This window comes from Streptomyces sp. NPDC051976 (genome assembly GCF_040680795.1).
Lineage (GTDB): Bacteria > Actinomycetota > Actinomycetes > Streptomycetales > Streptomycetaceae > Actinacidiphila.
Genome location: NZ_JBFAXL010000025.1, coordinates 115,946 through 135,425 on the forward strand (window position 1 = coordinate 115,946; position 19,480 = coordinate 135,425).

A 19,480-nucleotide genomic window follows, 5' to 3' on the forward strand; every position below is an offset into this window, starting at 1 on the left:
GCCGCGTTACCAAGGATTCGCGACGGACCGCAGCCGGATCTGTTGCTCCCCCATTCAGTGAGGTTATTTCTCCATGCGCAAGAACTCGACGATGAAGAACCGTGCCCCGAAGTCCGTCACCCGTGGCCGTGTGGCCGTGGTGACCGGCGGACTGGTGGCGGCGCTCGCGCTGGGCTCCACGGCGGCCATGGCCGCCGGTGCGCAGCACGAGGGTGCCCTCGCTACCGGGACGGCGAGCAGCATCTCCCAGGCCGTGCAGAAGCAGGCCGCGGCCCAGAAGTCCGCCGCCGCCGCGCACGAGGCCGCCGTGGCCAAGGCCGCCGCCGCGAAGAAGGCCGCCGCCGTCGCCCACAAGGCCGCGGTCGCCAAGGCCGCCGCGAAGCGCGCCGCGCTCGTCAACGCCTGGGAGACGCCCACCACCGGCTACACGATCGGCGCGGGCTACGCGCAGGCCGGGCCGCACTGGGCGCACAAGCACTCCGGCCAGGACTTCGTCGTGCCGAGCGGCACCACCGTGCGCGCCGCGCACACCGGCGTCGTCGTCGAGGCGGGCTGGGGCGGCGCCTACGGCAACAACATCGTGATCAAGCACGGCGCCCACACGTACTCGCAGTACGGCCACCTGTCGCACATCGGCGTCCACGTCGGCGAGAAGGTGACCACCGGCGAGCAGATAGGCAAGTCCGGTTCCACCGGGAACTCGACCGGCCCGCACCTGCACTTCGAGATCCGCAAGACCCCGTACTACGGCTCCTCCGTCGAGCCGCTGCACTTCCTGCGCGCCCACGGCGTCCACGTCTGACGGACGGCACCACCCGTATGACAGCGGACACCACCCGTACGGGAGCGGCGGCACCCGTGAAGGGGTGACGGCTCAGGCGCCGTGTGCGCCCGGGCCCGCCCCGCCGGTGGTCTGGGAGGCGGCCTCAGCCGCCGCCTCCGCTTCGGCGAGCAGATCGAGGGCGACTTCGAGGATGGCGGCACGCTTCTCCTCGGGGTCGCCCTCGACGTTCTGCATCGCGAACACCCCCCAGTGCATCGCGGAGAGCGCGGTGACGCTGCGTACCTGCGCGGTCAGCGGCGCGCCGTCCTCCTTGAGCAGCCCGCTCAGCGCGGTCACCTTGGACCGGAAGTACTCTCCGATGCTCAGCTCGCGCATCGTGGCCTGGTTCTCCTGCACGAAGCGGAAGAGCGGGGCCGCGGCCCACAGCGCCTCGCTGTAGCGGCGCAGCATCTCCTGCTTGGTGGCCAGCGAGCGCGGCTGCGACTCGGCCCAGGCGATCACCTCGTCGACCGGCTTCGTCAGGTCCTCGGCGATGCTGGCGAGGATGTCTTCCTTGGTCTTGAAGTGGTAGTACAGCGCCGCCTTGGTGACGTCCAGGTGCTCGGCGATCTCGCGGAGCGAGGTCTTCTCATAGCCCTGCTGCGCGAAGAGGTCCATCGCGACGTCCTGAATACGGCGACGGGTGTCGCCGCGGCGTGGCTGCGGTGTGGCCATGGTGGGGTGACTCCTGCTGCACTCGCGCCGGGTCCTGGTGGACCGGCGGGGCGACGACTCGACGGTGCCGGCCGGAGCCGACCAGGTCGACAGTACGGCGTTGCCCGTCCCTTCTCAGACCTTACTAACTTGCTTGACGCCCGGCTAGTAAGCGCCGTACCTTACTGCTACACCAGAAACTAGCCGGGCGGCAAGTAAGCGACACCGAATCACCGCCCTCTTAGGGGGAGGAACCACGGTCATGTCCCAGACCGACGCCGCGACCCAGCCGAAACAGCGCAGTGTGCGCGTGGTCATCGTGGGCCTGATGATCGCCATGCTGCTCGCGATGCTGGACAACATGATCGTCGGCACCGCGATGCCGACCATCGTCGGCGACCTCGGCGGCCTCAACCACCTGTCCTGGGTGGTCACCGCCTACACGCTCGCGACCGCCACCTCGACCCCGATCTGGGGCAAGCTCGGCGACATGTACGGCAGGAAGGGCATCTTCCTGGCGTCCATCGTGCTGTTCCTGTTCGGCTCCGCGCTCTCCGGCATGTCCCAGACGATGGACCAGCTCATCGCCTTCCGCGCCGTCCAGGGCCTGGGCGCCGGCGGTCTGCTCGTCGGCGTGATGGCGATCATCGGCGAGCTGGTGCCGCCCCGCGAGCGCGGCCGGTACCAGGGCCTGACCGCCGGTGTGATGGCGATAGCGATGATCGGCGGCCCGCTCGTCGGCGGCTCCATCACCGACAACTGGGGATGGCGCTGGAGCTTCTACATCAACCTGCCGCTCGGCGCGGTCGCCCTCGTCATGGTGACGATCGTGCTGCACCTGCCCAAGAAGCGCGGCACCGCCCGGATCGACTACGTCGGCGCCGGCCTGCTCACCGTGGCCATCACCTCGCTGGTGCTGCTCACCACCTGGGGCGGCACGCAGTACGCCTGGGGCTCCCCGATGATCATCGGCCTGCTGGTACTCGGCGTGGCCGCCCTGGGCGCCTTCCTCTACGCCGAGACGCGCGCCGCCGAGCCCGTGCTGCCGCTGCACATCTTCCGCAGCGCCAACTTCTCGCTGATCTCGCTGATCGCCTTCCTGGTCGGCTTCACGATGTTCGGTGCGATGACCTTCCTGCCGCTCTTCCAGCAGACCGTCCAGGGCGCCTCGGCCACCAACTCCGGCCTGCTCCTGCTGCCGCTGCTGCTCGCGATGCTCGTGGTCTCCATGGTCGCGGGCCGGGTGACCACCTCCACCGGCCGGTACAAGATCTTCCCGATCATCGGCGGCGGCCTGATCACCGTCGGCCTCTACCTGCTGTCCACCATGGACGTGCACACCAACCGGCTGACCTCCGGTGCCTACATGGCCGTGCTCGGCGCGGGCATGGGCTTCATCATGCAGATCACCATGCTGATCGCGCAGAACAGCGTGGAGATGAAGGACATCGGCGTCGGCTCGTCCTCGTCGACCCTCTTCCGTACGATCGGCGGCTCCTTCGGCGTCTCGCTCTTCGGCGCCCTCTTCTCGCACAAGGTGCAGCACGCGATGGAGGCCACCGCCGCGGGCAAGGCGTCCGGCGCCACCAAGGCCGGCGCCCAGCTCGACCCGGCGACCATCGCCAAGTTCCCGCCCGCGGTGAAGGACGCCTACTTCCACGCGGTGGCCACCGGCACTCACACCGTCTTCCTCTGGGGCGCCGTCGTCAGCGTCATCGGCTTCGCCGCCGCCTGGTTCGTCAGCGAGACCCCGCTGCGCAGCTCCGCCCCCAAGGCCGCCCCGGCCGAGGACCAGCCCCAGCTCATGGCGGACGCCGTCTGACCCCCTGAAGCCCCGCACCACCTCACACCGCACCGGCCGGGACCTGCACAAAGGTCCCGGCCGGTGCTGTGTGAGGTGAGGAAGTGCCCTAGCGCGGCAGCAGGAGCTGGGCCACCGCGCCGCCGCCGTCGGCGGCGGGGGCGTTGCGGAAGGTGAGGCGGGCGCCGAGGATGCGGGCCTGGCCGGTGGCGATGGTCAGGCCCAGGCCGTGGCCGCCGCCGGAGCGGTCGGTGCTGCCGGTACGGAAGCGGCTCGGGCCCTCCCGCAGCAGGTCCTCGGGGAAGCCGGGGCCGTGGTCGCGGACCCGCACGAAGGGGCCGTCCACCGTGACCTCGATCAGCGGTTTGCCGTGCCGGGCGGCGTTGGCCAGCAGATTGCCGAGGATGCGCTCCAGCCGCCGCGGATCGGTCGGCACCACCGCGTCCTCGTCCACCGTCACCTTGGCCTCCGGCGCCAGCGCCTGCACCCGGCGCCGTACGAACTCGCCGAGCGCGACCTCCTGCAGATCGGCTTGTTCGGCGGCCCCGTCGAGCCGGGCCACCTCCAGGACGTCCTCCACGAGGGTGCGCAGCGCCTGGGAGCGGTCCCTGACCATCTCGGACGGCCGCCCCGCGGGCAGCAGCTCCGCGGCCGTCACCAGCCCGGTCACCGGGGTACGCAGCTCGTGCGCGATGTCGGCGGTGACGCGGCGTTCGGCCTCCAGCCGGAGCTGGAGCGCGTCGGCCATCGCGTCGACGGCCCGCGCCAGCTCGTCGGTCTCGTCCCGCATCCGGCCGCCGATCGCCTCCCGGACGCGTACCTGCGTGTCGCCGTCGGCGACCTTGCGGGCGGCGACGGCCGCCTTGCGCAGCCGCCGCGACATCCGGCCGCCGATCAGCACACCCAGCGCCGTACCGCCGACGACCACCGCCAGCGAGCCCGCCACCAGCGCCTGGTCGAGGTCGACCAGCACCGAGTAGCGGTCGGTGAAGCCGGTCTTCAGCGACAGCACCCGGCCGTCGTTGGCCGGGGTCGCCGCCCAGACGACCGGCGGCCCGTGGCCGTCCTGGACATAGGTGGCCCGCTGCCCCTTGGCGGCGTACGCCTTCAGCTCGCGCGGCAGCGACGGGTCGTCGAGCTGGGCGTAGAAGACCAGCCGGCCGGTGGACTCGTAGATCCGCAGCGCGGACTGGACCCGCTCGTCCTGGACGTCACGGGCGCTGTTGATCATGCTGACCCGGGCGGCGTTGTGCACGACCAGGCTGAGGGCGAGCGCGACCAGGGCCGAGACCACGGCGATCGCGGCACTCAGTTTCCAGCGCAGACCGGTACGGAACTTCGGCGGCACGTCGGTCAGGCCCTCAGCTTGTAGCCGAAGCCGCGGACGGTCTCGATCCGGTCCTGGCCGATCTTGCTCCGCAGCCGCTGCACATGGACGTCCACGACCCGGGTGTCACCGCCCCAGTCGTAGTCCCACACCCGCTGCAGCAGCCGGTCGCGCGACAGCACGGTGCCGGGCGCCCCGGCGAACTCCAGCAGCAGCCGCATCTCGGTCGGTGTCAGCGCCAGCCGCTCGCCGTCCCGGGTGACCTCCAGGCCCTCCGGGTCGATCTCGATGTCGCCGAAGGACAGCAGCGCGCCGTCGTCCTCGGCGTCCTCGGGCGAGCTCACCCGGAAGCGGCGCAGCACCGCCCGGATCCGCGCCACCAGCACCGCGCCGTCGAACGGCTTGGTCACGTAGTCGTCGGCCCCGGCCTCCAGGCCCAGCACGATGTCGATCGCGTCGGCCCGCGCCGACAGCATGATCACCGGCACGGTCGAGGTGTCCCTGATCCGGCGGCACAGGCTGACCCCGTCCAGGCCCGGCACCATCACGTCCAGCAGCGCGAGGTCCGGCTGTCTGGCGCGGAACGCGTCCAGGCCGACCAGTCCGTCGGGCGCGGCCGTGACCTGGAAACCGTCGCGCTCCAGGGCCAGGGTCGTCGCCTCGCGGATGACATCGTCGTCCTCGACGAAGAGGACATGGGTAGCGGCCATCCCCCTATCCTCCCGGAGAGTGCGGCGCCGCTGTGCCGGCCCCCGCCACCGGCGCCTGGCTGGGGGAGTCGGTGACCGTCGGGGAGGAGACCTCCCACGAGGGCACACCGGGGTCCAGCGGGTCGGACTTGGGCAGCGGCACGGGGGAGGTCGACGTGGGTTCCGGCGACACGTTCGGGGTGCGCGCGTCGAAGTCGGAGTAGGCCCGCGCCACCTCCACGAAGCGGTTCCCGCGCCACGCGTAGGTGATCGACTCCTGGCCCGTGGGGTACGAGACGGGGTCGTCGGTCTTGTAGACCTCGTGGATGATCTCCAGCCGGCCGTCCTCGACGCTGCCGTAGACCGGCGGCTGCTCGTCGGCGAACACGTTCTTGTACTTGCCGTCGATCATCCGGTAGACGTACGCGGCGACGCCCAGCCCGTCGCCGCAGGTGGTGACGTTGATCACCAGGTCGGGGCCGTCGCCGGAGGTGAGATTGCCCGCGTCGGTGTCCATCGGGTAGTCGTCACCGACACACGGCGTGAGGTCCTCGCGGACGTCCTCGCTGACACTGCTGTCCTTGCGCACCATGGTGGCCAGCGCGGCCGGATCGGCGGCGATGGCGGGCGCCGCGGAGGACTGCGCCTTCAGCGTCGCCGACGGTGCGGGCCCCTCCCGGCGGGCCCCGGTGGCGGTGGTACCGCAGCCTGCGACCACGACGCACGCACAGACGGCGCCCATCGTGGCAGTAGAGGCTACGCGGCGCACACGTCCTCCATCCGGGAGTAGCCGTAGCGGCCGTGCTCCAGCTCGTGACGCAGCCGGGCGAGTGCCCGGTGCAGGGTGCTCTTCACGGTACCTGTCGACATGCCGAGAGCGCGGGCCGTCTCCTCGGTCGTGAACTGGCCGTAGTGCCTCATCATGACGACCTGCCGCTGCTTGGGCGCCAGCACGTTCAGGACGTCGCGCAGCATCTCGCGGTCGGCGCGCTGGTCGGCGCCGTCGTCCACGCTCGCGTCCGGCAGCTCGCCGGTGGGCACCTCGTCGAGCTTGCGGTTGCGCCACCACTCGGTGCGGGTGTTGATCATGACGCGGCGCATGTACGCGTCCGCCAGCGTCTTGTCCGCGATGCCCTCCCAGCGCGGGTACGTGCGCACCAGCGCCGTCTGCACCAGGTCCTGGGCGTCGATCGGGTCGGGCACGAGCCGGCGGGCGCTGCGCAGCAGGGCGTCCTGCCGAGTCCGTACGTACTCCTCGAACTCCAGTACCGCGCCGTTCCCCGTCATGGGTTTCTCCGTCCCCTACCGTTCCGCGATCGTGCCGCCGGTCCTGCCGACAGCGACGAAGTTACGGAGCGGATGTTGGGCTTCTGCCACCGCGAGCGCACAGCGACCTCACAGCAACCCATCGGTTCTGTAACGGGGACGGAGCAAAGCGCGTGAAACGGGAGGAGTCGTGCAATGCGGGCGGGGGTTCAGATGTGACCGGGGCCACCTCTGGACACGGCCGGGGCGGGCTGCCGCGCCGTCAGACCGGAAGCCGGTAGGCGCCGTTGGCGAGCGGCTCCACCAGACCGTCCTCCACCAGGCCGTCCAGCGCCCGTGCCCGCTGCACCGGCTCGTGCCACACCGCGTCCAGCGCCGCCTGCCGTACCGGACCCGGCGACGCGCGCAGTACGGCCAGCAGCCGGCCGCGCACCTGGCGGTCGGTGCCCGCATAGGTCTGTGCCCGCCGCGGCGGCCCTTCATGCGCGGGCGAGCCCGCCAGCCGCCACGCGCACAGCGCGGCCACCGGGCAGCGCCCGCACTCGGGGGAGCGGGCGGTGCACACCAGTGCGCCCAGCTCCATCGTGGCCGCCGCCCAGCGCGCGGCCACCGCCTCGTCGGCGGGCAGCAGCGTGGCCGCGGTACGGCGCTCGGCGGCCGTCGTCGCGTTCGGCGGGTACGCCACACCCGTCACCGCCCGGGCGAAGACCCGGCGCACATTGGTGTCCAGCACGATGTGCCGCCGCCCGTACGCGAACGACGCCACGGCCGCTGCCGTGTACTCACCCACCCCCGGCAGCGCCAGCAACTGGGCGTGGTCGTGCGGCACTTCACCGCCGTGCTGCTGCGCTATGGCGGTCGCCGCCCCGTGTAGCCGCAGCGCGCGGCGCGGATAGCCGAGCCGCCCCCAGGCCCTGACCGCCTCGCCCGGGGACTCGGCGGCCAGGTCGGCCGGGCGCGGCCAGCGCTCCATCCACTGGGAGTGCACCGGCAGCACCCGGTTCACCGGCGTCTGCTGGAGCATGAACTCGCTGACCATGACGGACCACGCCCCGGCGTCGGGGCGCCGCCACGGCAGCTCGCGGGCGTGCGCGTCGAACCAGTCGATCACCAGGTCGTGCAGCGCGGACACGGGCGCGGGCGGGCCCGCGGGGCTGGGGGGAGCGACGGGACCGGTGGGAGCGGCGGCGTCGCGCATGTCGGTGCTCATGACCGTCCGATCCTCGCACATGGCACTGACAGGGACACGGACAGCGACCGGCAGCCACGTAAAGGTGATGATCCGTAAAGACCGGCCGCCGAGCGGCGGGTGTTGCGGCAGAGCGCGGGTGATCTCCCCTAGAGTGCGGGGGTGGGCTCGATGCGCAATCCCGTAGGACCTCTTCCGTCCTCGATCTACTGGCGACGGCGGGTGGTTGCGCTGTGCCTGCTCGCGCTCGTCGCCCTGCTGGTCTTCTGGGCCGTCAACTCCGGTGGCTCCGGCGGCGGAAAGGGCGCCCAGGCGCCCACCGGCAGCCACACCCCGGTCACCACGATCACCGCGGGACCCGCGCCCACCGGCTCCCACATCAGCGGCAGGCCCGGCGGCCGCGACACCTCCGGCGGCGACAGCGACGGCTCCACCTCCGGCAGTTCCGCGGGCACCACCAGCGGTGCCACGGACGGCGGTTCGGCCGGTACGACCCAGGGCGGCGACACCGCGGGCGCCAACAGCGCGGCGGGCGCGAGCGGTTCCACGGACTCCGGTGGCGGCAACGGCTCGTCCTCCGGCTCCGGCGGCCAACTCCCGGCCGGTTCCACGCTGCCCGACTGCGCCCCCGGCTCGGTCCAGCTCTCGCTGCGCAGCGTCAGCAACTCCTACGCGCCCGACGAGAACCCCGCCTTCGAACTGCGCGCCACCAACTCCGGTGCGGTCGCCTGCAAGATCGACTTCGGCCCGGCCAAGGCGGTCTTCACCATCACCGCCGCCTCCGGCAACACCCACACCTGGGCCTCCGACGACTGCCCGGCCCCCGGCCACGGTTCGTACCTGCTCCAGGTCCCGGCGCACAGCACCACCACCTACACCCAGCACTGGAACGACAAGATCAGCTCCCCGCGCTGCGCCACCCCGAAGGGCCAGACCGCGGGGCCCGGCACCTACCTCGTCTCGGCGCAGCTTCCCGGATACGCCGCCAAGCAGGTGTCGTTCGTGCTGTCGGCGGACTAGGGCAGCCGGGCCACCGCCCGGACTAGGTCCTACGGCCCGGACCAGGTCCTACGGCCTGTCAGGGCCTACGACGTTCCGCCGCGGTCAGACATACCGTTCGAGGATCGACGACTCCGCCAGCCGGGACAGGCCCTCGCGGACCGAGCGGGCGCGGGCCTCGCCGACGCCGTCCACGGTCTGCAGGTCGTCCACGCTCGCGGCGAGCAGCTTCTGCAGGCCGCCGAAGTGCTCCACCAGCCGCTCTATGACGGTGTTCGGCAGTCGCGGCACCTTGGCCAGCAGCCGGTAACCGCGCGGCGAGACCGCCGAGTCCAGCGACTCGGGGGAGCCGGTGTAGCCCAACGCCCGTGCCACCGTGGTCAGTTCGATCAGCTCGCTCTGCGGCAGCGCGTCCAGCTCGCCCATCGCCTCCGGCACCGAACGGCTCCGCTTGGCCGTCGGCTCCGGCACGTAGTCCCGTGCCACCAGCTCGCGTTCGGGCTCGACGCCCGCGATCAGCTCGTCGAGCTGGAGCGACAGCAGCCGACCGTCGGACCCCAACTCGACCACGTACTCCGCGATTTCGGTGGCGATCCGGCGGACCATCTCCAGCCGCTGCGCGACCGCGGTGACGTCCCGTACCGTCACCAGGTCCTCGATCTCCAGCGCCGACAGGGTGCCCGCCACCTCGTCGAGCCGCAGCTTGTACCGCTCGAGGGTGGCCAGCGCCTGGTTGGCGCGGGACAGGATCGCCGCCGAGTCCTCCAGGACCCGCCGCTGCCCGTCCACGTACAGGGCGATCAGCCGCATCGACTGGCTGACCGAGACCACGGGGAAGTTGACCTGCTTGCTCACCCGGTCGGCCGTGCGGTGCCGGGTGCCGGTCTCCTCGGTGGGGATGGTCGGATCGGGCACCAGCTGCACGCCCGCCCGCAGGATCTTGGTGATGTCCTTGTCGAGGATCAGCGCCCCGTCCAGCTTGGCCAGCTCCCGCAACCGGGTCGCGGTGAACTCCACGTCCAGCACGAAGCCGCCGGTGCACAGCGACTCGACCGTCTTGTCCATCCCGAGCACGATCAGCCCGCCGGTGTTGCCCCGCAGGATCCGCTCCAGGCCGTCCCGCAGCCCGGTGCCGGGCGCGACCGCGCTCAGCGAGGCGCGCATCAGCGCCGCGTCGGCGCTGACCACCCCCACGGACCTGGCGGGAGAGTCGCCCGATGCCCTGCGGGCCGGGGTGGGGCCCCCTGCCCCGTCCTTGGCTGCCACTGTGCAATCCTCCGGTCGCTGCGGATGCCCGATGGGCGAGACCAGGGCAAAGTTTACGGCTTCCCCGGAGTGGGGCGCGGGCTACTGCCGCGGTGCCCGGTGCGGCAGGGTGCGCAGCGCGTCGCCTATGTCCGCCACCTCGATCACCTTCATGCCCGGCGGGACCTTCCCGGGGTCCGGCGGTACGAGGGCGTGGGTGAAGCCCAGCCGGGCCGCCTCGGACAGCCGGCGCTGCACACCGGTGACACGTCTGACCTCGCCCGCGAGGCCCACCTCACCCACCGCGACCAGGTTCTTCGGCAGCGGGGTGTCGATCGCCGCGCTCGCCAGCGCCAGCGCCACCGCGAGGTCCGCGGCGGGCTCGGTGAGCTTCACCCCGCCGACGGTCGCGGTGTAGATGTCCTGCTTCCCGATCGACTTGATCCGGCCGCGCTGCTCCAGCACCGCGAGCATCATCGACACCCGGGAGTTCTCCAGACCCGAGGTCGTCCGGCGCGGGGACGGGATCTGGGTGTCCACCGTCAGCGCCTGCACCTCGGCGACCAGCGGGCGGCGCCCCTCCAGGGTGACGGTCAGACAGGTGCCGGGCACCGGCTCGTCCCGCCGGGTCAGGAAAAGGCCGGACGGATCGGCCAGGCCGGTGATGCCCTCGTCGTGCAGTTCGAAGCAGCCGACCTCGTCGGTGGCCCCGTAGCGGTTCTTCACCCCGCGCAGCAGCCGCAGCCGCGCGTGCCGGTCGCCCTCGAAGCTCAGCACCACGTCCACCAGGTGCTCCAGCAGCCGCGGGCCCGCGATCGCGCCGTCCTTCGTCACGTGCCCGGCCAGCAGGGTGGCCATCCCGCGCTCCTTCGACGCCCGGATCAGCGCGCCCGCCACCTCGCGGACCTGCGCCATCCCGCCCGGCGCGCCGTCGATCTCCGGCGAGGCGACGGTCTGCACCGAGTCCAGGACCAGCAGCGAGGGCTTCACGTCGTCGAGATGCCCGAGGACCGCCGACAGATCGGTCTCCGCCGCCAGATACAGGTGGTCGGCGAGAGCGCCGATACGGTCCGCCCGCAACCGCACCTGCGAGGCGGACTCCTCACCGGTCACATACAGCGCCGGGTGCTGCGCGCCCGACGCCTTCGCCGCCACGTCCAGCAGCAGCGTCGACTTGCCGACGCCCGGCTCGCCCGCCAGCAGCACCACGGCCCCGGGCACCAGACCGCCGCCCAGCACCCGGTCCAGCTCGTCCACCCCCGTCGACCGCGCCGTCGCCTGGCGGCCGTCCACCTGGCCGATCGGCCGCGCGGCGGCGGACACCCGGCCGGGAGCGGTGGTCCGCACCGCGGGCGCCCCGCCGTACTCCTCCACCGTCCCCCACGCCTGGCACTCGCCGCACCGGCCCAGCCACTTGACCGTGGTCCAGCCGCACTCGGTGCAGCGGTAGGAGGGACGGTCCTTCGACGCGGGTTTGCGGGCAGCCATGCCGCAACCGTAGTGGCAGGGACCGACAACGCGGCCGCGCCTGCCGGGGGCGCCTGCGGGGGCGTGCGGCCGGGGCGTCGAGCGCACGCACGTGCCTTCACTCTTACGAATGACTGAGGTGTCCCCTTTTGGGGCGGATCAGCACCCATAAGGATTAATGCACGCCATGAGTAGTGAACCGAGGGGGCCAACCGGCCTACCGTCGCCCGGTGATGAGCAGGCAGGAGACCTCCACCCAGAACCAGAACACCGGCGCCCACCGCAGGCATCGCGCGCCGGCCGGACGGGCACGCGCCGGTACGGGGGCCGACGCGGGTGCGGCCGCCCGGACCTCCGGTCGCGACGGGCGGCGCCCGCACGGCACCCTGCCGATGCAGCCGCCCGCGCACTACGAGCCGTATCTGGACGGCCTGTTCACGTACTGCCTGTCCATCCTGTGCGAGCACGACGCCGCCGCCGGGGCCCTCGGCGAGGTGCTCGCTCTCGCCGAACGGCAGCGCGGCCAGCTCCGCGACCCGCAGCTGCGGCGGCCCTGGCTCTACGCGCTCGCCCGCTGGGCCTGCCTGCGGCGGCTCGCCGCCGGACCGCCCGACATCCCCCGGACGTCCGCCGCCGTCGCCCGCGAACGGCACGCCGAACTCGCCGCGCTGGCCTGGCCCGAGGCGGCCGGCACCACCCCGGAACAGCGCGAGGCGCTCGAACTCGCCGTCCGCCACCAGCTTCCGCCGCACGAAGTCGGCGCCGTCCTCGGCTCCGACACCGACACCGCCCGCGGGCTGCTCGCCCGCGCCGCCTGCGAGGTGGAGCGCACCCGCACCGCGCTCTCCGTCGTCGACACCGGCCGCTGCGCCGCGGTCGCCCAACTCGCGGGCGAGACCAAGGTGTTGCTCGGCACCGCGCTGCGCACCGAACTGGTCCGGCACGTCGACGAGTGCGGGGTGTGCCGCCGCACCGCCGAACGGGTCGTCGCCGACGGGCCGTGGCCCGGCGCGGCCACCGCCGGGTCGACCGCGGTGCTCGCCCTCATCGAGGCGCCGCGCTCCGCGGCGTACGCGGCATTGCTGGCCGCCATGGACGCCGGAGCCGGGCGGGCCAGGGACGCCACTCCGCGCTTCGACCGGCGCGGCTTCCCCATGGACCTCAAGGACCGGGCCGCGCGGCGGGCCCAGCTACGGCACCGGGCCGTGACCACCACCGTCGTCGCCGCGGTGGTCGCCGCACCCGTCCTCGCCCTCTGGGCCGCCTACCGCGCGGCCCCCCTCGGCGACGCGCCCGGCACCGACCGCGCCACGGCCAGCGAACCGGACGGACTCGGCGGCACCTACGAGGAGGCGGGCAGCTCCCGCACCGCCGACCCGCGCTCCACCTCCGGCGCGGCGGACCCCGCCGCCAGCACCGTCGCCGTCTCCACGGTGACCGCCGGCCCCCCGGGCGCCACCCCCTCGGCCGCACCGGGGGAGGGCTGGCTCATGGTCTCCGCCCGCTCGGCCCCCGACGGCACCGCGGTCACCCTGACCGCCGGCGGCGCCGCCCCCGTCCACTGGGCCGCCTCCACCTCCGCCTACTGGCTCCGGCTCAGCGCCACCGAGGGCGTACTCCGCCCCGGAGAATCGGTCACCCTCACGATCACCGTCGAGCGCGCCCTCCAGCCCTCCGGCTCCTGGACCGCCCGCGTCGCCTTCTCCCCGGCCAACGCCACCGTCATCCTCCGCGGCACCTCCACCCGCTCCCTCCCCCCACCCGCCTCCCCTTCCTCCCCCACCCCCACCACCCCACCCCCGACCACCCCGCCAACCACCACCCCACCCCCCACATCCCCTCCCGACTCCCCCACCCCCTCCGACTCCCCGACCGTCACCCCCACCCCGACACCGTCCTAGGCAACGCGTGGGTGGGGTCGGCGCCGCGCCGGGGTATCTCCTCGGGCGCCAAACACTTGCCGGGTGAATCTGCTTCTGCGGGGGGAGTGTTCGGCGCCCTGCGGGGACACCCCGCCACGTCCCCTCCCAGGCCGGATGGCGACTACCGGAGCGGAGGGGGCCGGGGGTGCAGGCGGAGGGTTTCGAAATGCTGCCGGATATTTGTGGCGGGGGAGAGGGCACCGAATCGGAAGCGGCAGAAGCGCCGTAAATATCCGATTTCGAAGCCCTCTGCCGGAACCCCCGGCCCCCGCAGCGGCCTACGCCGTAAGAAGGTCAGCGCGGATCAGCCGGGTGCGGGGCAACCAGAGGAAGACCCGCCGCCAGCCGCGCCTCGCAGAGGGAGACCAGCACGGCGTACGCCTGCTCCCCCATGAGCTCGGTCAGCTCGGGCTTGTAGGAGACGTACACGGGCTCACCCGCACCGTGCGCGGACGTCGCGGAGGTGCACCACCAGTGGAGGTCGTGCCCGCCCGGCCCCCACCCCCGCCGGTCGTACTCCTCGATCGAGACGACGAGCACACGCGACTCGTCCGGCCGATCCACCCAGTCAAAGGTCCGCCGAATAGGCAGCTGCCAGCAGACGTCCGGCTTCGTCTCCAGCGGCTCCCGCCCCTCACGCAGAGCGAGCGCGTGCAGAGCGCACCCCTGCCCCCCGGCGAACCCCGCCCGGTTCGAGAAGACACAGGCCCCGTCCACGACCAGCGTCTGCCGCTCACCGTCCTCGTTCTCCCCGGCCCACGCCCCGTCCGCCCCCTCCGCGTGGAACTGCCACGTCTGGGGGGTGAGCCGCGCCACATGGCTCGCCACCCGCTTCTCGTCGTCGTCATCGGAGAAGTGCGCACCCAGCGAGCAGCACCCGTCGTCCGCCCGCCCCGCGACGATCCCCTGGCAGCCGCTGCCGAAGATGCAGCTCCACCGCGAGGTGAGCCAGGTGAGGTCGCAGCGGAACACCTGTTCCTCGTCGGCCGGGTCGGGGAACTCGACCCATGCGCGGGCGAAGTCCAGCCCCGCCTCGTCCGGCGGAGCGGACTCCACGGGGGAGACCTGCGCCCGAGTGCTCTTCTTCTTGGCCTTGAGAGCCTTCACCTTCGCCACGCGCCCAAGGGTAAGACCGGAATGCGACGAATGGCCGCCGTACCCGCCCGCGGAACACGCACGGTGTCCGGCGCGCTAGCGTCAGACCCATGCGACTCGGAGTGCTTGACGTGGGTTCCAACACCGTCCACCTGTTGGTGATGGACGCACACCCTGGTGCGCGGCCGCTGCCCGCGTACTCCCACAAGGCCGAACTGCGGCTGGCGGAACTGCTCGACAGTGACGGCGCCATCACGGACGCGGGCGTGGACCAGCTGATCGGCACCATCGCGGAGGCCCTGCGGGTCGCGGAGGACAAGGGCACCGAGGACGTGCTGCCGTTCGCGACCTCCGCGGTGCGGGAGGCGGTCAACGGCGAGGCGGTGCTCGCGCGGGTCGAGCAGGAGACCGGGGTGCGCCTGACGGTGCTGTCGGGCGAGGACGAGTCCCGGCTGACCTTCCTGGCGGTACGCCGCTGGTTCGGCTGGTCGGCGGGCACGCTGCTGGTGCTGGACATCGGCGGCGGCTCCCTGGAGGTCGGGTACGGGATGGACGAGTACCCCGACGCCGCGGTGTCCCTGCCGCTGGGCGCGGGCCGGCTCACCAGCGCCTGGCTGCCGGGGGATCTGTCCTCGGCGGACGACGTACGCAGGCTGCGCAAGCACGTACGGGCGGAGATAGCGCGTACGGTTCCGGAGTTCGCCCGGCTGGGGCGGCCCGACCACGCGGTGGGCACGTCGAAGACGTTCAAGCAGCTCGCCAGGATCGCGGGCGCCGCCCGCTCCGCCGACGGCCCGTACGCCCAGCGCAGGCTGCGCCGCGCCGCGCTGGACGAGTGGGTGCCGCGGCTGGCGGCGATGACCGCGCAGCAGCGCGCCGCGCTGCCGGGCGTGTCCGTGGGCCGGGCCCGCCAGCTGCTGGCGGGTGCGCTGGTGGCCGACGCCGCGATGGACCTGTTCGGCGTGGACGAGCTGGAGATCTGCCCGTGGGCGCTGCGCGAGGGCGTCATCCTGCGCAAGCTCGACCTGATGGCGAACGACGGCGGCCCGGCCGCGGCGCTCTCCCGCTGGCGGGAGTGACCGCGACGCGCGGCCGGGGGCCGGTGCCGGTGACCGCCACGGCGGTCACCGGCACCGGTGGGCGGTATGTGACCTCTGTGACAACTGTCGTGTGACGCGGATGGCTGTCCCGTCCGTCCGACGCACCGCCGTACGCTGTTTCCCGTGGCTGAACCAGTGGATCGCAAGGCGCGCGCCGCCCCGAGGCGCGGCAGGCGCAAGGGGCGCGGGGGCCAGGAGGGCCCCGTGGTGCGGGTGCCCGACGCGAAGGTCGCACTGTCCACCGCTTCGGTCTACCCCGAGTCCACCGCGACGGCCTTCGAGATCGCCGCCCGGCTCGGCTACGACGGCGTCGAGGTGATGGTGTGGACCGACCCCGTCAGCCAGGACATAGACGCGCTGCGCCGCCTGTCCGACTACCACCGCATGCCGATCCTCGCCGTGCACGCCCCCTGCCTGCTGATCACCCAGCGGGTGTGGTCCACCGACCCGTGGGTGAAGCTGCAGCGGGCCCGCGCGGCGGCCGAGCGGCTGGGCGCGTCCACCGTCGTGGTGCACCCGCCGTTCCGCTGGCAGCGCGGCTACGCGAAGGACTTCGTCCGGGGCATCTGGCGGATGGCGGACGAGACGGACGTACGGTTCGCGGTCGAGAACATGTACCCGTGGCGGTACCGCGACCGCGAGATGCTGGCGTACGCGCCCGACTGGGACGTCACCAAGGACGACTACCGGCACTTCACGGTGGACCTCTCGCACACCGCGACCTCCCGCAGCGAGACGCTCGACATGGTCGCCCGGATGGGCGACAGGCTCGCCCATGTGCACCTGGCCGACGGCAGCGGTTCGGCCAAGGACGAGCACCTGGTGCCGGGGCGCGGCACACAGCCGTGCGCGGAGCTGCTGGAGTCGCTGGCGGGCACCGGTTTCGACGGGCACGTGGTGGTCGAGGTGAACACCCGGCGGGCGATGTCCGCGGCCGAGCGGGAGGCGGACCTCGCGGAGGCGCTGGCCTTCACCCGGCTGCATCTCGCCTCGTCGGCGCAGGTGGGACGGGGATGAGCGACGGCATGGACCAGCCGAAGGCGGCGCGGGCGCCGAAACCGGCGAAGGAGCCGCGGCCGGAGGGCGCCCCCCGGCGGCGCGGGCGGCCCGCGGGCACCCGCGCCGGTGGCGCCGAGACCCGGGAGCGCATCCTCGCCGCGGCCCGCGAGGAGTTCTCCGCCCGCGGCTACGACAAGACGTCGGTACGTTCGATCGGCAAGGCGGCGGGCGTGGACGCCGCCCTGGTCCACCACTACTTCGGCACCAAGGAGCAGGTCTTCGCGGCCGCCATCGAGCTGAGCTTCGGGCCCGCGCTGAACCTGCCGGAGGCGGTCGTCGAGGGCGACCCCGACGCGATGGGCGAGCGGGTGGCCCGCTTCATGCTGCGGATCTGGGAGAACCCGGCCACCCGCGGGCCGCTGCTGGCCATCGTCCGCTCGGCGGTCAGCAACGAGGCCGCCGCCGCGGTCTTGCGCGGCCTGATCAGCCGCCGCGTCCTGGCCAGGCTCGCCGGCGAGCTGGACGTACCCGACCCGGCCTTCCGGGTGCAGCTCGCCGCCGCCCAGCTCGTCGGGATCATCATGCTGCGGTACATCGTGCAGGTGGAGCCGCTGGCCTCGGCCGACCCCGAGGACGTGGTGGCGATGGTCGCCCCGACCCTCCAGCGCTACCTGACGGCGCAGGACGCCGTCTGAGCGGGGGCCGTACCCGGCCTCCGCGCACGGGCCCCGCACACGGCCTGGACAGCGCGTCCCGCATTCCGGACTTGGCGTCCGGATCCTGGGCGACGGGCGTACCCTCGATGACCAGGCAGCGTCGTCGTACGTGTCGTCGTCACCGTGCGCCGTGCCCGCCGCCTCGTACGACTCGTTGAAGCCAGCGAACCCGAGCGAAACCAAGGGAGTGGACACCGTGCCCGAGCTGAGGTCACGTACGGTCACCCACGGCCGCAACATGGCGGGCGCGCGCGCCCTGATGCGCGCCTCCGGCGTCGCCAACGCCGACATCGGCAAGCCGATCATCGCGGTCGCCAACAGCTTCACCGAGTTCGTACCCGGCCACACCCACCTCCAGCCCGTCGGCCGGATCGTCTCCGAGGCGATCCTCGCGGCCGGCGCGGTGCCCCGCGAGTTCAACACCATCGCCGTCGACGACGGCATCGCCATGGGCCACGGCGGCATGCTCTACAGCCTGCCCTCCCGCGACCTCATCGCCGACTCCGTCGAGTACATGGTCGAGGCCCACTGCGCCGACGCGCTGATCTGCATCTCCAACTGCGACAAGATCACCCCGGGCATGCTGATGGCCGCCCTGCGCCTCAACATCCCCACCGTCTTCGTCTCCGGCGGACCGATGGAGGCGGGCAAGGCCACCCTCGTCGACGGCACCGTCCGCAAGCTGGACCTGATCAACGCGATCGCCGACGCCGTCGACGAGAACGTCTCGGACGAGGACATCCTCCGTATCGAGGAGAACGCCTGCCCGACCTGCGGCTCCTGTTCCGGCATGTTCACCGCCAACTCGATGAACTGCCTGACCGAGGCGATGGGCCTGGCGCTCCCCGGCAACGGCTCCGTGCTGGCCACCCACACCGCCCGCAAGGCGCTGTACGAGAACGCCGGCCGTACCGTCGTCGAGCTGACCCGGCGGCACTACGAGCAGGACGACGCGAGCGTGCTGCCCCGCGCGATCGCCACCCGCGCCGCATTCGACAACGCCATGGCCCTCGACATCGCCATGGGCGGCTCCACCAACACGATCCTCCACCTGCTGGCCGCCGCCCAGGAGGCCGAGCTGGACTACGGCCTCGACGACATCAACGCGGTGTCGCGGCGCGTGCCGTGCCTGGCGAAGGTCGCGCCGAACGTGGCACCCGGCGGCACGTACTACATGGAGGACGTGCACCGCGCCGGCGGCATCCCCGCCATCCTCGGCGAGCTGTACCGCGGCGGGCTGCTCAACGAGGACGTGCACACCGTCCACTCGCCCTCCATCAAGCAGTGGCTCGGCACCTGGGACGTGCGCGGCGGCTCCCCGTCCGAGGAGGCCGTCGAGCTGTGGCACGCCGCCCCCGGCTGCGTCCGCTCCGCCCAGGCGTTCTCGCAGTCCGAGCGCTGGGACACCCTCGACACCGACGCGGCCGGCGGCTGCATCCGCGACGTCGAGCACGCCTACTCCAAGGACGGCGGCCTCGCGGTCCTCAAGGGCAACCTCGCCGTCGACGGCGCCGTCGTGAAGACCGCCGGCGTCGACGAGTCCATCTGGACCTTCGAGGGCCCGGCCGTGGTCTGCGAGTCCCAGGAAGAGGCCGTCGACAAGATCCTCGGCAAGAAGGTCGTCCCCGGCGACGTGGTCGTCATCCGGTACGAGGGCCCGCGCGGCGGTCCCGGCATGCAGGAGATGCTCTACCCGACGTCGTTCCTCAAGGGCCGCGGCCTCGGCAAGTCCTGCGCCCTGGTCACCGACGGCCGCTTCTCCGGCGGCACTTCGGGCCTCTCCATCGGCCACGCCTCCCCGGAGGCCGCCTCGGGCGGCACCATCGCCCTGGTCGAGGACGGCGACCGCATCCGTATCGACATCCCCAACCGCTCGATGGAACTCCTCGTCCCCGACGAGGTCCTGGCCGCCCGCCGCGCCGCCCTCGACGGCGTCTACGCCCCCAAGGCCCGCGACCGCAAGGTCTCCACGGCCCTGCGCGCCTACGCCGCCATGGCCACCAGCGCCGACCGTGGCGCGGTCCGCGACATCACCAAGCTGGAGCGCTGACCGCCCCAGCGGCACGCGATGCGGCGGCCGGGCTCCACCGGGTGGAGGGCCCCCGCGGGGAAGTGGGGGGGGGGGAGGCCCGGTTGCGCACCGCCCGGGTGTGGTGGGGCCACGTGGAGGAGGCCACCGCGTTTGGGT

Annotated in this window: 17 protein-coding genes; 8 read left to right on the forward strand and 9 right to left on the reverse strand. The window is 72.7% G+C overall.

Going from position 1 to position 19,480, the window contains the following annotated elements; translation table 11 throughout:
- Window positions 1-73 precede the first annotated feature (73 nt).
- Window positions 74-802, forward strand: coding sequence for a M23 family metallopeptidase (locus tag AB0M29_RS24305; RefSeq protein WP_365385905.1), 729 nt, complete (start codon window positions 74-76; stop codon window positions 800-802).
- A 72-nt stretch (window positions 803-874) separates the two neighbouring features.
- On the opposite strand, the gene AB0M29_RS24310 is transcribed toward AB0M29_RS24305, so the two are convergent.
- Window positions 875-1,498, reverse strand: coding sequence for a TetR/AcrR family transcriptional regulator (locus AB0M29_RS24310; RefSeq protein ID WP_365385908.1), 624 nt, complete (start codon window positions 1,496-1,498; stop codon window positions 875-877).
- Window positions 1,499-1,739: 241 nt separating this feature from the next.
- Here AB0M29_RS24310 and AB0M29_RS24315 point away from each other — a divergent pair, with 241 nt between their 5' ends.
- Window positions 1,740-3,299, forward strand: a complete 1,560-nt coding sequence (locus AB0M29_RS24315) for an MDR family MFS transporter (protein ID WP_365385909.1) — start codon at window positions 1,740-1,742, stop codon at window positions 3,297-3,299.
- Window positions 3,300-3,387: 88 nt separating this feature from the next.
- On the opposite strand, the gene AB0M29_RS24320 is transcribed toward AB0M29_RS24315, so the two are convergent.
- The 5 genes from AB0M29_RS24320 to AB0M29_RS24340 all read right to left on the reverse strand — a co-directional run bounded on the left by AB0M29_RS24320 (window position 3,388) and on the right by AB0M29_RS24340 (window position 7,770).
- Window positions 3,388-4,626 (reverse strand): HAMP domain-containing sensor histidine kinase, encoded by a 1,239-nt coding sequence (locus AB0M29_RS24320; protein ID WP_365385910.1) that lies wholly within the window; start codon window positions 4,624-4,626, stop codon window positions 3,388-3,390.
- A 5-nt stretch (window positions 4,627-4,631) separates the two neighbouring features.
- A complete protein-coding gene (gene cseB / locus AB0M29_RS24325) occupies window positions 4,632-5,315 on the reverse strand; it encodes a two-component system response regulator CseB (protein ID WP_365385911.1) in 684 nt (227 codons plus the stop codon).
- A gap of 4 nt (window positions 5,316-5,319) precedes the next feature.
- A complete protein-coding gene (locus AB0M29_RS24330) occupies window positions 5,320-6,036 on the reverse strand; it encodes a hypothetical protein (protein WP_365385913.1) in 717 nt (238 codons plus the stop codon).
- A 14-nt stretch (window positions 6,037-6,050) separates the two neighbouring features.
- Window positions 6,051-6,581, reverse strand: a complete 531-nt coding sequence (locus AB0M29_RS24335) for a SigE family RNA polymerase sigma factor (RefSeq protein ID WP_365385915.1) — start codon at window positions 6,579-6,581, stop codon at window positions 6,051-6,053.
- Window positions 6,582-6,822: 241 nt separating this feature from the next.
- Window positions 6,823-7,770: an A/G-specific adenine glycosylase gene (locus tag AB0M29_RS24340; protein WP_365385917.1), complete on the reverse strand. Its 948-nt coding sequence runs from the start codon at window positions 7,768-7,770 to the stop codon at window positions 6,823-6,825.
- Between the two features lie 150 nt (window positions 7,771-7,920).
- On the opposite strand from AB0M29_RS24340, the gene AB0M29_RS24345 reads away from it, so the two are divergent.
- Window positions 7,921-8,769, forward strand: coding sequence for a hypothetical protein (locus tag AB0M29_RS24345; RefSeq protein WP_365385919.1), 849 nt, complete (start codon window positions 7,921-7,923; stop codon window positions 8,767-8,769).
- An 84-nt stretch (window positions 8,770-8,853) separates the two neighbouring features.
- Here the strand turns inward: AB0M29_RS24345 and disA are convergent, their stop codons facing one another.
- Window positions 8,854-9,912, reverse strand: coding sequence for a DNA integrity scanning diadenylate cyclase DisA (gene disA / locus AB0M29_RS24350; protein ID WP_365385940.1), 1,059 nt, complete (start codon window positions 9,910-9,912; stop codon window positions 8,854-8,856).
- A 183-nt stretch (window positions 9,913-10,095) separates the two neighbouring features.
- On the reverse strand, window positions 10,096-11,481 hold the full coding sequence (gene radA, locus AB0M29_RS24355; protein WP_365385920.1) for a DNA repair protein RadA: 1,386 nt from the start codon (window positions 11,479-11,481) through the stop codon (window positions 10,096-10,098).
- Between the two features lie 212 nt (window positions 11,482-11,693).
- Between radA and AB0M29_RS24360 the strand changes: the two genes are divergently transcribed.
- Complete coding sequence (locus AB0M29_RS24360; RefSeq protein WP_365385921.1) at window positions 11,694-13,361, forward strand: hypothetical protein; 1,668 nt, start codon at window positions 11,694-11,696, stop codon at window positions 13,359-13,361.
- Between the two features lie 315 nt (window positions 13,362-13,676).
- Here the strand turns inward: AB0M29_RS24360 and AB0M29_RS24365 are convergent, their stop codons facing one another.
- Window positions 13,677-14,438: a hypothetical protein gene (locus AB0M29_RS24365; protein WP_365385942.1), complete on the reverse strand. Its 762-nt coding sequence runs from the start codon at window positions 14,436-14,438 to the stop codon at window positions 13,677-13,679.
- A gap of 149 nt (window positions 14,439-14,587) precedes the next feature.
- On the opposite strand from AB0M29_RS24365, the gene AB0M29_RS24370 reads away from it, so the two are divergent.
- The 4 genes from AB0M29_RS24370 to ilvD all read left to right on the forward strand — a co-directional run bounded on the left by AB0M29_RS24370 (window position 14,588) and on the right by ilvD (window position 19,342).
- Window positions 14,588-15,556 (forward strand): Ppx/GppA phosphatase family protein, encoded by a 969-nt coding sequence (locus tag AB0M29_RS24370; RefSeq protein ID WP_365385923.1) that lies wholly within the window; start codon window positions 14,588-14,590, stop codon window positions 15,554-15,556.
- A gap of 225 nt (window positions 15,557-15,781) precedes the next feature.
- On the forward strand, window positions 15,782-16,594 hold the full coding sequence (locus AB0M29_RS24375) for a sugar phosphate isomerase/epimerase (RefSeq protein ID WP_365385944.1): 813 nt from the start codon (window positions 15,782-15,784) through the stop codon (window positions 16,592-16,594).
- Window positions 16,595-16,602: 8 nt separating this feature from the next.
- Window positions 16,603-17,271, forward strand: a complete 669-nt coding sequence (locus tag AB0M29_RS24380) for a TetR family transcriptional regulator (protein ID WP_365385946.1) — start codon at window positions 16,603-16,605, stop codon at window positions 17,269-17,271.
- Between the two features lie 217 nt (window positions 17,272-17,488).
- Entirely contained in the window at window positions 17,489-19,342 is a 1,854-nt protein-coding gene (ilvD, locus tag AB0M29_RS24385) for a dihydroxy-acid dehydratase (RefSeq protein ID WP_365385925.1), read from the forward strand.
- The last annotated feature ends 138 nt before the right edge of the window (window positions 19,343-19,480 follow it).